The organism is Streptomyces sp. NPDC046831 (genome assembly GCF_040645305.1).
Lineage (GTDB): Bacteria > Actinomycetota > Actinomycetes > Streptomycetales > Streptomycetaceae > Streptomyces.
On the sequence record NZ_JBEYXZ010000025.1, the window covers coordinates 27,811 to 41,343 of the forward strand.

General features: G+C 75.6%; 12 protein-coding genes. 8 read left to right on the forward strand and 4 right to left on the reverse strand.

Annotation, left to right across the window (positions count from 1 at the left end; genetic code table 11):
• The first annotated feature begins 49 nt into the window (after positions 1–49).
• The 4 genes from ABZ920_RS21085 (at position 50) to ABZ920_RS21100 (ending at position 4,651) form a co-directional block, all read left to right on the forward strand.
• Entirely contained in the window at positions 50–841 is a 792-nt protein-coding gene (locus ABZ920_RS21085) for an RNA polymerase sigma factor SigF (protein ID WP_361506989.1), read from the forward strand.
• Between the two features lie 208 nt (positions 842–1,049).
• Complete coding sequence (locus ABZ920_RS21090) at positions 1,050–2,078, forward strand: hypothetical protein (protein WP_361506992.1); 1,029 nt, start codon at positions 1,050–1,052, stop codon at positions 2,076–2,078.
• 228 nt (positions 2,079–2,306) lie between these two features.
• Entirely contained in the window at positions 2,307–3,554 is a 1,248-nt protein-coding gene (locus ABZ920_RS21095) for an aminotransferase class I/II-fold pyridoxal phosphate-dependent enzyme (protein ID WP_361506995.1), read from the forward strand.
• On the forward strand, positions 3,551–4,651 hold the full coding sequence (locus ABZ920_RS21100) for an MBL fold metallo-hydrolase (protein ID WP_361506998.1): 1,101 nt from the start codon (positions 3,551–3,553) through the stop codon (positions 4,649–4,651). Before ABZ920_RS21095 ends, ABZ920_RS21100 begins: the two co-directional genes overlap by 4 nt.
• Positions 4,652–4,759: 108 nt before the next feature.
• Here ABZ920_RS21100 and ABZ920_RS21105 read toward each other — a convergent pair whose 3' ends face one another.
• On the reverse strand, positions 4,760–5,401 hold the full coding sequence (locus ABZ920_RS21105; protein ID WP_361507001.1) for a VTT domain-containing protein: 642 nt from the start codon (positions 5,399–5,401) through the stop codon (positions 4,760–4,762).
• The gene (locus tag ABZ920_RS21110; protein ID WP_361507004.1) at positions 5,398–6,171 is read right to left on the reverse strand and encodes an MBL fold metallo-hydrolase; all 774 of its coding nucleotides are present in this window, start codon (positions 6,169–6,171) and stop codon (positions 5,398–5,400) included. Before ABZ920_RS21110 ends, ABZ920_RS21105 begins: the two co-directional genes overlap by 4 nt.
• Before the next feature lie 83 nt (positions 6,172–6,254).
• Here ABZ920_RS21110 and ABZ920_RS21115 point away from each other — a divergent pair, with 83 nt between their 5' ends.
• From ABZ920_RS21115 to dnaK, 4 genes are all read left to right on the forward strand, one after another.
• Positions 6,255–6,692: a hypothetical protein gene (locus ABZ920_RS21115; RefSeq protein ID WP_361507007.1), complete on the forward strand. Its 438-nt coding sequence runs from the start codon at positions 6,255–6,257 to the stop codon at positions 6,690–6,692.
• An 80-nt stretch (positions 6,693–6,772) separates the two neighbouring features.
• The gene (locus tag ABZ920_RS21120; protein WP_361507171.1) at positions 6,773–8,845 is read left to right on the forward strand and encodes a phage holin family protein; all 2,073 of its coding nucleotides are present in this window, start codon (positions 6,773–6,775) and stop codon (positions 8,843–8,845) included.
• A gap of 141 nt (positions 8,846–8,986) precedes the next feature.
• Complete coding sequence (locus ABZ920_RS21125) at positions 8,987–9,412, forward strand: OsmC family protein (RefSeq protein ID WP_361507010.1); 426 nt, start codon at positions 8,987–8,989, stop codon at positions 9,410–9,412.
• 243 nt (positions 9,413–9,655) lie between these two features.
• Positions 9,656–11,542 (forward strand): molecular chaperone DnaK, encoded by a 1,887-nt coding sequence (gene dnaK / locus ABZ920_RS21130; protein WP_361507013.1) that lies wholly within the window; start codon positions 9,656–9,658, stop codon positions 11,540–11,542.
• Positions 11,543–11,587: 45 nt separating this feature from the next.
• Here dnaK and ABZ920_RS21135 read toward each other — a convergent pair whose 3' ends face one another.
• Together ABZ920_RS21135 and ABZ920_RS21140 are read right to left on the reverse strand one after the other, a co-directional pair.
• Positions 11,588–12,451, reverse strand: coding sequence for a helix-turn-helix transcriptional regulator (locus tag ABZ920_RS21135; RefSeq protein ID WP_361507016.1), 864 nt, complete (start codon positions 12,449–12,451; stop codon positions 11,588–11,590).
• Positions 12,452–12,570: 119 nt separating this feature from the next.
• Positions 12,571–13,446: a helix-turn-helix transcriptional regulator gene (locus tag ABZ920_RS21140; RefSeq protein ID WP_361507019.1), complete on the reverse strand. Its 876-nt coding sequence runs from the start codon at positions 13,444–13,446 to the stop codon at positions 12,571–12,573.
• Positions 13,447–13,533 lie beyond the last annotated feature (87 nt).

The following is a 13,533-nucleotide window of genomic DNA, read 5'->3' on the forward strand; positions in this document are numbered from 1 at the left end:
ACGGTGACCGTCCACCCCAGAGCACCCTCCGAGGGAGTTGGGACGCAGCATGCGAACCGCGAGCGCGAAGCGCCATCCGCACGACGACGCACCCGAAACCGGGGAGGCCTTCCGCAGACTCGCCGCCCTGCCCGCCTCCCCCCGGCGGGACGCCCTCCGCGACGAGATCGTGCGGGCCTGGCTGCCGATGGCCGACCGGATCGCGGGCCGTTTCCGCGGCCGTGGCGAGAGCTACGAGGACCTGCGCCAGATCGCGGCGCTCGGCCTGGTCAAGGCCGTCGACCGCTACGACCCCGGGCTCGGCCACGCTTTCGAGAGCTACGCCGTGCCCACCGTCACCGGCGAGATCAAGCGGCACTTCCGCGACCACATGTGGACCCTGCACGTGCCGCGCCGGGTGCAGGAGCTGCGCAACCGCGTGCGCGCCGCCGCCCGGGAGCTGTCCCAGACCTCCTCCGGGGACCGCCCCGCCGTCGCCGAGATCGCCGAGCACACCGGCCTGAGCGAGGAGGACGTCCGGACGGGCCTGGAGGCCCTGGACAGCTTCACGGCGCTCTCGCTGGACGCGGAGCTGCCCGGCAGCGACGACGGCTACTGCCTGAGCGACGCACTCGGCGCGCCGGACCCCGCACTGGACACCGTCGTCGACCGCGAGGCCGTCAAGCCGCGGCTGGCGGCCCTGCCCGAGCGGGAGCGGGCCATCCTGTACCTGCGCTTCTTCGGCGACATGACGCAGAGCCGGATCGCCGAGCGGATGGGGATGTCCCAGATGCACGTCTCCCGGGTGATCAGCCGGTGCTGCGAGCGGCTGCGGGAGCAGGTGCTGCGCGAGACGGGCTAGTGGCGGGCACCCCCGCCGCGACGGACCCGCCGGCCGCGCCGCAGCGGCGGCGGACGCGGCGGCCCGGCCTCACCCGCACGGGCGTCCGTGTCCCGCCAATGGACGGCCCCGGGAGCCGGGCGCGCGCGGGCGGCCCCGGGACGGGCTGTGATGGCAGACAGGCACACGCGCTGTGCCGCACCGCTGCCGGTCGTGAGGAGCCGCACCCATGCGTCGCACCGTCCGTTCCCTGTCCGTCGTCCTGGCCGGTCTCATAGCGGGTTCCACCGCTCCGGCCGCCTCCGCGGCCCCGGCCGCGCCGTCCGGCCCCGACCCGGTCCGGCCCGCCGCCGCCCCGGCCGGCGCCTCCTGCGCGCCGTCCGGCCCCGCCTGCGCGGCCGGGGCCGGCGGGCAGGCGGGCGTGGTGCGGGCCGGTCTCCCGCACGCCCCGGCCGCGTCCCGCCAGGACGCCGGCGTCCCGGCTTCCCCGGGCGGCGGACTGTCCCAGGACCCGTCCACCGGCGGCCTGCCCCAGGCCCCGCCTGGTGGCGACGCCGCCCGGACCGGCCCCGGCGGCACACTGCCGGTGGAGCCCCCCTCCGGCGGGCCGGTCACCGGTCTCTCCGAGCCCGGCGGGCCGCAGGGCCCGGCCTCGGGCCCGTCCGATCCGGGCGCGCTCCAGGACCCCGCGCCGGACGCGGCGTCCGACTCCGGGTCCGGTACGGGATCCGGCCCGGGGTCCGGTGTGCCGCCGACCGGCGCTTCGTCGGCGGACACCGGGCTGAATCCCTTGCGGACCGGCCCCGGCGACTCCCCGCAGGAAACCTCGCGCGACCCGTCCGGCAGCGGGGGCTGGCGGGACCCGTCCGGCACCGGGGACTCGCGCGACTCCGGCTCCTCCGAGGACGGCACCTCCCGCGGCGAGGACAGCCGGGACCAGACGGACCACCGCCAGGGCACGCGCGACGAAGGAAGCGGCAGCCACGACGACAGCGACGACGACGGCAGCGACGGCCGCAGCGACGACGGGGGGAGCCGCGACGGGGGAGGCCGGGACGAGGCCTCCCGTGACCACGCCCGGGGCGGCAACGACCCGGCGGGTGACACCGGCGACGTGCCGCAGTACGGCGTGCGGGCCGGAGAGGGCGGATCGTTCACCGCGTCCGTACCGGCCCTGGCCGGTGGCGGCCTGCTGATCGCTGCGGCGTTCGGCGTCGCCGCGCACCGGATGTGGCGCCGCCGGCGGACGGCCCGCTGACGGGGGCCGGGCGTCACGGCCCGTGCGGCCGCCGCAATCTTGCCGCGCGGTCATGACAGGGGGCCGTCCTGGGTACTCGCAGGTCGTGGCACGGTCCCCGCCGTGCGCACGGCCCTGCCCGGCACGAGGCGGACCCGCACGGCCCGCCCGGCCGGACGGTGCACACGAGGCGGACTCGCAGGCCCCGACGGCGACAGACACGGCACCAGGTACTGCGCGGAGGTGGCGATGCGGCGGACGGCCCCGGAGGGCCACGGCCCGGTCCGTTTCGGGCCCGCCCTCCCCGACGACGGCCTGCCGGTGCTGCCCGAACTGTCCGCCGCGCTCGTCGCCGCCGCGCGACGCCACGACCAACGGCCGGTCGGCGGCGCGGCCGCGCTCGTCGACGCCGCCTGCGGCTACTGGACGCGGCGCGGGCTGTCCACCCGGCCGGGCCGGGTGGCCGCGGCGCCCGGCGCCCCCTCCCTGCTGCTCGCGCTGACCGCCGCGCTCGGCGGCGACGTCCTGGTGCCCCGGCCCTGCGCCGCCTGGTGGGCGCCGTACGCGCGCCTGCTGGGCCGGCCCGTCTTCCACGTCGCCACGGCCGCCGAGTCCGGCGGGGTCCCGGACCCGTACGCCCTGCTGGAGACCGTCCGCAGGGTCCGCGCCGAGGGCGGCGATCCGCGGCTGCTCGTGCTGTCCGTCGCCGACGACCCCACCGCCACGGTCGCGCCGCCCGAGGCGCTGCACGAGACCGTCGAGGCCGCCGCCGGGGAGGGACTGCACCTCGTCAGCGACGAGACCTGGCGCGACACCGTGCACGAGCCCCACGAGACGGTGCTGCTCAGCCCGGCCGAGATGCTGCCCGAGCGGGTCACCGTCGTCACCGACCTGGCCGGCGCGCTGCTGCCCACGGGCTGGCCCGCCGCCGTCGCCCGCTTCCCCGCGGGCGCCACCGGCGACGCCCTGCACGCGCGCGTCCTGGACGTCCTGACCGCGCTCGACGCGCGCATCGCCGAACCCGTCGCCGCGGCGGCCGCCTACGCCCTCGACGAACCCGAGCCGGTCATCGCGCGCACGACCGCCACCGTACGGCTGCACGCGCGCCTGGCCCGGGCCGCGCACGCCACCGTGGTCGCCTCCGGCGCGCTCGCCCGGCAGCCCCGGGCCGGCCGCCACCTGTACGCCGACCTCGGCCCGCTGCGCGCCGCGCTCACCGCCCACGGGGTCGGCGACGCGCAGGAGCTGGAGGACTTCCTCACCGCCCGCCTCGGCATGCCGGCGCCGGGCGGCCACCGCTTCGGCGACGACCTCGGCGCCCTGCGGGTGCGGCTGTCCACCGCCGAGTTGCTGGGCGGCACGGACGAGGAGCGAGGGGAATGCCTCTCGTCGCCCTCGCCGTTGGAACTGCCGCCGGTACAACGCGCGTTGACCTCCTTGAAAACGGTCTTCGACGATCTTTGCGACGACGCTCAGCGATGGGAGCCTCCTCGATGACGCAGCAGTCCGAGTCGACCACGCCCACGACCACCCGGGACGCCCGCGATCCGGTGGCCTCCTCGCCCCTCGCTCCGCCGCTCGCCGCGCCCCGGCCGCCGGGGGAGCGGCGGATGTGGCCGCGCACCTTCCACGACCGCCTCACCGCCCCGCTGCCCGGGCTCGGGGCCTACGCCCGTTTCGTGCGGGAGGGCGCCGTGCGGCCGGACAGGGCGGGCCTCGCCGACGTGCCGCGCCTGCCGTACGCGCCGGGCCCGCTGCCCCGCGTGGGCGCCCGGACCGTCGCGGTCACCTGGGCGGGGCACGCGAGCTGGGTGATCCGCATCGGCGGCCTGACCGTGCTCACCGATCCGGTGTGGTCCCGGCGGATCATCGGGACGCCGGCCCGGGTGACCCCCGTCGGCGTGCCCTGGGAGGCGCTGCCGCCCGTGGACGCCGTCGTCATCAGCCACAACCACTACGACCACCTGGACGCCCCCACCCTGCGCCGCCTCCCGCGCGACACGCCGGTGTTCGTGCCGGCCGGGCTCGGCCGCTGGTTCCACCGCCGCCGCTTCACCCGCGTCACCGAGCTCGACTGGTGGGAGGGCGCCGAACTGCGTCCGGGGGACGGCGCCCTCGGGGCCCCACCCGCGGGGGGCGGAGCCGGACGAGACGCGGTCCGTTTCGACTTCGTGCCCGCGCACCACTGGTCCAAGCGCACCCTCACCGACACCTGCCGCAGCCTGTGGGGCGGCTGGGTGCTGACCGCGCCCGACGGCCGGCGGGTCTACTTCGCCGGCGACACCGGCTACGGCCACTGGTTCTCCCGCATCGGCCGCCGCTACCCCGGCATCGACCTGGCGCTGCTCCCCATCGGCGCGTACGAGCCCCGCTGGTGGCTCAGGGACGTCCACTGCGACCCGGAGGAGGCGGTCATGGCCGCGCAGGACCTCGGCGCCCGCCGCATGGCCCCGATGCACTGGGGCACGTTCGTCCTCTCCGCCGAGCCGGTCCTGGAACCGCTCACGCGCGTACGGGCCGCGTGGCAGAAGGCGGGCCTGCCCCGCGAGGACCTGTGGGACCTGCCCGTGGGCGCCTCCCGGGTGCTGGACTGAGGACCGGGTGCGGCAGTGGCCCGCCCTCAGGGCGCCCGGGCCGCTGCCGCACCGGACCCGCGGACGGGACCGAACGCCTGCCAAGCGGGGCGCGCCGGCCCCGGCCGCTCAGCTCGAACGGTGGGCCGGCGACGACCCCCGCACCCGGCGCCACAGGCCGGGGGCCGCGCTGAGCAGCACCGTCAGCACGACCGCGGCCACCACACCCTCCCACGGCTCGGGGAACAGCGAACCGCCGAGGACGCCGATCAGCTCGTACGTCAGGGCCCAGGCCAGACAGGCCGGGAAGTTGCCGCGGGAGAAGCGGCGCAGCGGCCACTTGGCCAGCAGACAGGCCAGCATCACCGGGATGCGGCCGGCCGGCACCAGCCGGGACAGCACCAGCACCGCCACCCCGTGCGCGGCGAGCTTGTCCTGGGCCTGCTCCAGCCGGTCCTCCGGCGCGCGGTCCCGTATCGCCTTCAGCCACCGCGACCCGTTCTTCGAGTGCATCCCGCGCCGCCCCAGCCAGTACAGCGTCGCGTCGCCGAGGAACGCGGCCAGCGCGGCGGTGACGAACACCAGCAGCATCGACAGCGGCGCCGACTGGTGGAAGGCGACCACCGCCGCCGAGCTGACCAGCGCCCCGGTCGGCACCACCGGGACCAGCGCACCGATCAGCACCAGCAGGAACAGCGACGGATACCCCACCGCCCGCTGGGTCGACACCGGCGGCACGACCGTCGTCACGACGGCGGCAAGCCACGTCACCGGGCGACCTCCAGGCGCGCGCTCTGCCCGTGCCCGAGCCGGTGCACCCGCACGCCCGGCGCGTGGCGCGCCGCCAGGCGCACGAACTCCTCGCCCGGCGTGTGGAACTCGTGCGGGCGCACGGCGTCCATCCCGATCGGCCAGTACGTGCCGTAGTGCACCGGCACCGCCAGGTACGGCTCCAGCCGCGCCAGGGCCTGCGCCGCCCGGCGCGCGTCGAGATGCCCCTCGCCGAGGTACGGCCCCCAGCCGCCCACCGGCAGCAGCGCCGCGTCGACCCGGCCGACGTCCCGCGCCATCGACTCGAACAGGCCGGTGTCCCCGGCGAAGTACGTACGGGCCTCGCCCTCGATGACGTAGCCCAGCGCGGGGGAGCGGCGCGGCCCGACCGGCAGCCGCCGCCCGTCGTGCTCCGCGGGCACCACCCGCACGGCCAGACCGCCGACGTCGACGCGGTCGCCGGGCGCCACCTCGGTGATCCGCAGCCGGGCCAGCCGGCGCAGCCCCGGCACGGAACGGGACGCGCCCCGCGGCACCAGCAGGGGCGTGCCCGGGGCGAGCCGGGCCAGCGAGGGGACGTGCAGGTGGTCGGCGTGCAGGTGCGACACGAGGGCCACGTCCGCGTCCCAGGCCTCCGGCGGGGGGAGTGCGCCGCGCCGGCGCCGCAGGTGCGCGAGCCGGCGCACGAACAGCGGATCGGTGAGGACGCGCACGTTCGAATCCGTGACCGTGCAGGTGGCGTGACCCCACCACGTGATCTCCACCGGCACTCCGTTTCCTCCTTCGCGCGACTCCCCAGAGCCTACGTCCAGCGGTAGGGTCGGCGGCTGGAACCCGGAGGTGAGGGGGCGCCATGGGTGAAGCACCGGGTACCTGGGGCAAGGACGCCGCCGCAGGGGTACGTGTCACCGCGATCGCGAGCCTGACACCCCTGGAGGAACTGCACGACGACCCCTTCCTGGTCGACGCGCGCAGCCAGCACGCGATGTGCGCGCGGTGGGCCGCCGAGCACGGGTACGTCGTCGCACGGGAACTGCTGGTCCGCCGGCTGCGGCCGGACCACTGCGCCCTGTGGGACGGGATGCGCCCCGGCGTCGACCTGTTCGTCGCGCCCAGCCACCGCGTGCTGGAGAAGGCGCTGTCCTCCGTCGAGGAGTTCACCGCGGAGTGCGCGCGCCGGGGCGTGCGCGTGGAGACGGTGGGGCAGGCGGAACCCTCGTACGACGCGCAGATGAAGGCCCGGGTGCACCGCCGGCTGTCCATGCCGACGGCCGGCTACGACGGCCGGTAGCGTCCGCTCCCGCAACGCGTGTGACAGGGTGGGGGCCGGGGCCCGGGAGGCGACGGGCCGGGACGTGAGGTGTGAGGATCGTGCGGGGCGGGCGGTGGCGCACAGTCGCCAGTCAGATCGGGCGGAGCCTCACGGTGTGGGTCGTCTCCAGCCTCACCCTGCTCCTCCTCGCCGGCATCCTGCCGGACTTCCAGCTGCAGTCCGCCGGCGGGGACAGCGCCACCCGCATCGCCGTCACCGCCGCGCTCGGCGCGGGCGCCTTCGGCCTGCTGTCGGCCCTCGTCTGGCCGCTGCTCGTCCGGCTGCTGCTCCTCGTGCCCGCCCTCGTCCTCGGGCTGCTGGTGTTCTTCCTCAACGGCTCGCTGCTGCTGGTCGCCCTGCGCATCAGCCCCTCCGGCCGGCCCGAGGCCGCACCCGAGACCGCCGTCATCGTCGCCGCCGTGATGTCCGCGGTCGCCTCGGCCACGGGCGCCGCCCTCGCCGTCCGTGACGACGACGCCTACCGGCGCCGGCTCTACCGGCTCGCCGACCGCCGGCGGCGACGGCAGCCGCCCGGCCCGTCCACGCCCGGCACCGTCTTCGTGCAGCTCGACGGCGTCGGCCACGACGTGCTGCTGGACGCCGTCGGCCGGGGCCTGATGCCGACCGTCGCCCGCTGGCTGGGCGCCGGACCCGGCGGGCGGCCCACCCACCGGCTCACCCCCTGGCGCACCGACTGGTCCAGCCAGACCGGCGCCAGCCAGCTCGGCATCCTCCACGGCTCCAACCACGACGTCCCCGCCTTCCGCTGGTACGAGAAGGACACCGGCGAGGTGATGGTCTGCAACCGGCCATCCAGCGCCGTCGAACTCCAGCGCCGCGCCGTCGCGCGCACCGGCGACGGCGGGCTGCTCACCGTCGACGGGGCGAGCCGCGGCAACCTCTTCAGCGGCGGCGCCGGCGAACTCGCGCTGGTGCTGTCGGTCTCGGCGCGGCGCGGCCGCGGGAACCGCTCCCGCGCGGGCTACTTCGCCTACTTCTCCGACCCCGCCAACGCCGTCCGCACCGCGCTGTCCTTCGCCGCCGAGGTCGGCCGCGAGATCGGCCAGTCCGTCCGCGCCCGCATCCGCAAGCAGCGCCCGCGCGTCGGCCGCGGCGGGCTCTACCCCCTGGTGCGGGCCTTCGCCACCGTCGTCGAACGGGACGTCGTCGTCGCCGCGGTCATGGGCGACCTGCTCGGCGGGCGCAGCGCCGTCTACGCCGACCTCGTCGCCTACGACGAGGTGGCCCACCACTCCGGGCCGCGCAGCCGCGACGCCGCGCAGGTGCTGCACCGCCTGGACCGCGCCCTCGCACTCATCGAGAAGGCCGCCGACAACGCCCCGCGCCGCTACCGGATCGTCGTCCTGTCCGACCACGGCCAGAGCCCCGGCGAGACCTTCCACTCCCGGTACGGGCTCACCCTGGCCGACCTGGTCCGGGCCGGCTGCGGACTGCCCGTGCCGCGCCGCGCCGAACGCACCCGCAGCGGCGCCGAGGCGCGGGCCGCGGTCCGCGCCGCGCTGCGCCGGCCGGAGCAGGAGCACGGGGAATACCGGCCCTCCGGCCGCCGCAGCGAGCCGGTCGTGCTGGCCTCCGGCAACCTCGGCCTCGTGTCCTTCCCCGACGTGCCGCACCGCATGAGCAAGGAGGAGATCGACGCCCGCCACCCGGCGCTGCTGACCACGCTCGCCAACCACCCCGGCGTCGGCTTCCTGCTCGTGCGCAGCGAGGAGCACGGCGGGGTCGTCCTCGGCGCGCGCGGTGCCGAGATACCGCTGGACGACCTCGACGACGACCCCGGCCCGCTGGCCCCGTTCGGGCCCGGCGCCGCCGACGCCGTGCGGCGCACGCACTCCTTCCCGCACGCCGCCGACATCATGGTGAACTCCTTCCACGACCCCGCCGACGGCGAGGTCCTCGCCTTCGAGGAGCAGATCGGCTCCCACGGCGGCCTCGGCGGCGCCCAGACCCGCCCGTTCCTGCTGTCGCCGCTCGCCTTCTCCGCGCCGGCCGGCGCGGACGAGGAGGTCGTCGGCGCCGAGCACGTCCACCGCGTCCTGCGCCGCTGGCTGCGCGAGTCCCACGGACCCCAGGTGCCGCTCGAGCAGCCGGAGGGCCGGCGGGCCGCCTGAGACGCGCCACCGGCGCGGCGCGCGCCCCAAACGCCACCCCTCTGCCGCGTGCGCGGGGCCGGAATGTGATCGGATGGACCTGGTGACCCGGCAACGGGACCGCACCGGACAGGATTCAGCCGCATTTCGGAAGGATGCACCGTGGCAACCACGCGCACCGCTCACACCGTCTGGGAAGGCAACCTGCTCGAGGGCAACGGCGTCGTCACCTTCGACTCCTCCGGCATCGGCCAGCAGCCGGTGACCTGGGCGTCGCGCGCCGAGCAGGCGAACGGCAGGACCAGCCCCGAGGAACTGATCGCCGCCGCCCACTCCAGCTGCTTCTCCATGGCGCTGTCGCACGCCCTGGCCGGCGCCGGCACCCCGCCCACCAAGCTGGAGACCAAGGCCGACGTGGACTTCCAGCCGGGTGAGGGCATCACCGGTATCCACCTGACCGTCGAGGGCACCGTCCCCGGCATCGACACCGACGCGTTCGTCGCCGCCGCCGAGGACGCCAAGAAGAACTGCCCGGTCAGCCAGGCCCTGACCGGTACGACGATCACCCTGTCGGCGAAGCTCGCCTGACCCCCGCCGCCCGCGGTGCCGCGCCCGTCCGCCCGGGCGCGGCACCGGCCGTCCCGTCCCGTGCCGCGCCGGCCCGCTCCGGCGCGGCATGCGCCGTCCCCCCGCCGCGCCCGCCCCGCCCGGGCCGTCCCCCTCCGCGGCAGCCCCGCTCCTCCGTCTCCGGCCGGTTCCCCGCATTGACAACGACCGTCCTCGGATCTGTGCTGATAAGGGTGATGTGTCCGCTGCCGGAAGGGGCCGAAGATGGCACGCGCGGTCGGGATCGATCTGGGGACGACGAACTCGGTGGTGGCCGTCCTGGAGGGCGGCGAGCCCACCGTCGTCGCCAACGCCGAGGGCGCGCGGACCACGCCCTCGGTCGTGGCCTTCGCCAAGAACGGCGAGGTGCTCGTCGGCGAGGTCGCCAAGCGGCAGGCTGTGACGAACGTCGAACGCACCGCGCGCTCCGTCAAGCGGCACATGGGCGACGCGCACTGGCGGTTCCCCGAGCAGGGCTCCGTCGACGGCACCCGCTACCGGGCGCAGGAGCTGTCGGCGCGCGTGCTGCAGAAGCTGAAGCGGGACGCGGAGTCCTACCTCGGCGAGGACGTCACCGACGCGGTGATCACCGTCCCCGCCTACTTCGACGACGCCCAGCGCCAGGCGACGAAGGAGGCCGGTGAGATCGCCGGCCTGAACGTGCTCCGCATCATCAACGAGCCGACCGCCGCCGCCCTCGCCTACGGTCTCGACCGCGGTGAGGAGCAGACCGTCCTCGTCTTCGACCTCGGCGGCGGCACCTTCGACGTCTCCCTGCTGGAGATCGGCGACGGCGTCATCGAGGTCAAGGCCACCAACGGCGACACCCACCTCGGCGGGGACGACTGGGACCAGCGGGTGGTGGAGTACCTCGTCAAACGGTTCAAGGGGCAGTACGGCGTCGACCTGGCCCAGGACAAGATGGCGCTGCAGCGGCTGCGCGAGGCGGCGGAGAAGGCCAAGATCGAGCTGTCCTCGTCCTCCGAGACCACCGTCAACCTGCCCTACATCACCGCGTCCGCCGAGGGCCCGCTCCACCTCGACGAGAAGCTGACCCGCGCCCAGTTCCAGGAGCTCACCGCCGACCTGCTCGACCGCTGCAAGGGACCCTTCCACCAGGCCGTCAAGGACGCCGGCGTCAAGCTGTCCGCCGTCGACCACGTGATCCTCGTCGGCGGCTCCACCCGTATGCCCGCGGTCACCGACCTGGTCAAGGACCTCACCGGCAAGGACCCGCACAAGGGCGTCAACCCCGACGAGGTCGTCGCCGTGGGCGCAGCCCTCCAGGCCGGTGTCATCCGCGGCGACGTCAAGGACGTCCTCCTGCTCGACGTGACCCCGCTCTCCCTCGGCATCGAGACCAAGGGCGGCATCATGACCAAGCTGATCGAACGCAACACCACCATCCCCACCCGGCGTTCGGAGATCTTCACCACGGCCACCGACAACCAGCCCTCGGTCGGCATCCAGGTCTACCAGGGCGAACGCGAGATCGCCGCGTACAACAAGAAGCTGGGCGTCTTCGACCTGACGGGCCTGCCGCCCGCGCCGCGCGGCGTCCCGCAGATCGAGGTCGCCTTCGACATCGACGCCAACGGCATCATGCACGTCTCCGCCAAGGACCTGGCGACCGGACGCGAGCAGAAGATGACCGTCACCGGCGGCTCGGCGCTGCCGAAGGAGGACATCGACCGCATGATGCGGGAGGCCGAGCAGTACGCCGAGGAGGACCGCCGGCGCCGCGAGGAGGCCGAGACCCGCAACCAGGCCGAGCAACTCGTCTACCAGACCGAGAGGTTCCTCCGCGACAACCCCGACCGCATCCCCGGGGACGTCCGCAGCGAAGTGGAGGCCGCTGCCGCGGAGGTCAAGGGCCTGCTGGAGGGCAAGGCCGACACCGGCGCCCTGCGCACGGCCGTCGAGCACCTCGCCACCGTCAGCCAGAAGATGGGCCAGGCGATGTACGCCCAGGCCCCGCAGGGGGACCGGCCGGAGGACACCGGCCCGCGCACCGAGGACACCGGGCGGCACACCGCGCCGCACGGCGACGACGGCGTGGTCGACGCGGAGATCGTCGACGACGACAGGGACGCCCGGGGCGGAGCCGCCTGAGACCGGCCCGGCGGCGGCGCCGCCCGCCGCGCCGGCCCGCCCGTCTCAGTACCGGTCGCGGTACTCCCGCAGAACGTCCGGCGTGCGCCGCGGCGACGCGGCGCGGGCCGCCATGTGGTCCAGCACCTCCAGGTGCGTGGAGACCTCCGAGCGGGCGTCCAGGTACAGCGCGCCGGTCAGGTACTCCGTGTAGACGAGGTCGGGCAGTTCCGGCTCGGCGAACCGGAACAGCGTGAACGGCGCGTACGTCCCCGGATGCGGCCCGGCCGCGAACTCGGCCACCTGCAGCGTCACCCGGTCCCGCGCGGCGTACTCCAGCAGCTTGTCCAGCTGCCCGCGCATCACCCGGCTGTCGGCGCTCACCGGCCGTGCCAGCACCGTCTCGTCCACCATCACCCACAGGTGCGGCGGGTCCTCCCGCTCCAGCAGCCGCTGCCGGGCCATGCGCAGGGCCACGTGCCGCTCCACCGCCTCCGGGCCGCCGCGCCCCGCCGTCCCGGTCTCCAGCACGGCCCGCGCGTACTCCTCGGTCTGCAGCAGTCCGGGCACGAAGTGCGGCTCGTAGGACCGGATCAGCCGGGCGGCGCCCTCCAGACTCACGTACAGGCTGAACCACTCCGGCAGCACGTCGTGGTACCGCTGCCACCAGCCGGGCCGGTTCGCGTCCTCCACCAGCGACACGAAGGCGGCGGCCTCCTCGCCGCGGACCCCGTACGCCGACAGCAGCATCTGCACGTAGGGGATCTTCAGCGCGACCTCGGCCATCTCCATCCGGCGCACCGTCGCGGGCGCCACACGCAGCACCCGCGCCGCCTCCTCGCGCCCGAGGCCGGCCGCCTCCCGCAGCTCCTGGAGCCTTCTGCCGAGCACCACCTGGCCCACCGTGGGCGCGGCCCGCCGCTCACTCACGCCCCGCCTCACCGCCCGCCGCACGCTTCCGCAACCGACACTCCGCGATCAGTGTGTCACGGGGTGCACGCGGAGCGCACCGGTGCGACGCGCACCCGTACGGCGGCGTCGCGCGCGCCTCAGCCCACCACCGTGCGCAGGTACTTGGCCGTCGCCGGGTCCGCGGGCAGGAACGTCTCGATCGCCAGCTCCGCCACCGTCACGTCCATCGGGGTGTTGAAGGTGGAGATCGAGGAGACGAAGGACAGCACCCGGCCCCCGTGCTCGATCCGCAGCGGCAGCGCCACGTACGGCACGCCCCCGGCCGGTTCGCCGTCGCCGCCCGTCTCCGGCACCGGGTACGCCGCCACCTCCTCGTACAGCGCGCGCAGCTCCCGCGAGCGGTGCAACGCGATCTGCCGCTCCATCTGCGCCAGCAGATGCCCGCGCCACTCCGGCAGGTTGCGGATGCGGGGCGCCAGACCCCGCGGGTGCAGCGTCAGCCGCATCGCGTTCAGCGGCGGCACGAGCAGCGACTCGGCGACGCCCTCCAGCAGCATCGCGATGCCCCGGTTCGCCGTCACCACGCCGTACGTCGCGTCCACCACCAGCGCCGGATACGGCTCGTACCCCCGGATCAGCCGCTGAAGGCCCTCGCGCAGCGCGTCCAGGGACGGGTCGTCCAGCGGGGTCTCCGGATAGTGCGGCGCGTAACCGGCCGCCAGCAGCAGCGCGTTGCGCTCCCGCACCGGCACGTCCAGGTGCTCCGCCAGCCGCAGCACCATCTCCTCGCTGGGCCGTGAGCGCCCCGTCTCGATGAAACTGATGTGCCGGGCCGAGGAGTCGGCCCGCAACGCCAACTCCAGCTGACTGACCCGGCGTTGCTCCCGCCACGCCCGCAGCAGCGGCCCGACGCCCCGCCCTGCCCCGGCGGATGCGGAAGCGGGGGCCTGCGGTACGGCGGTGGACGGTACGGGGACGGCGGACGCTGCGGCACCGGACGCGACAGTGGTCATACGATCGACGGTAGTCGAGGACGCGCACGGGGCGCGGAAACAAGCCGTGGACGACGGTCCCCCGGGCGGCGTGGCGGTGCGGCGATG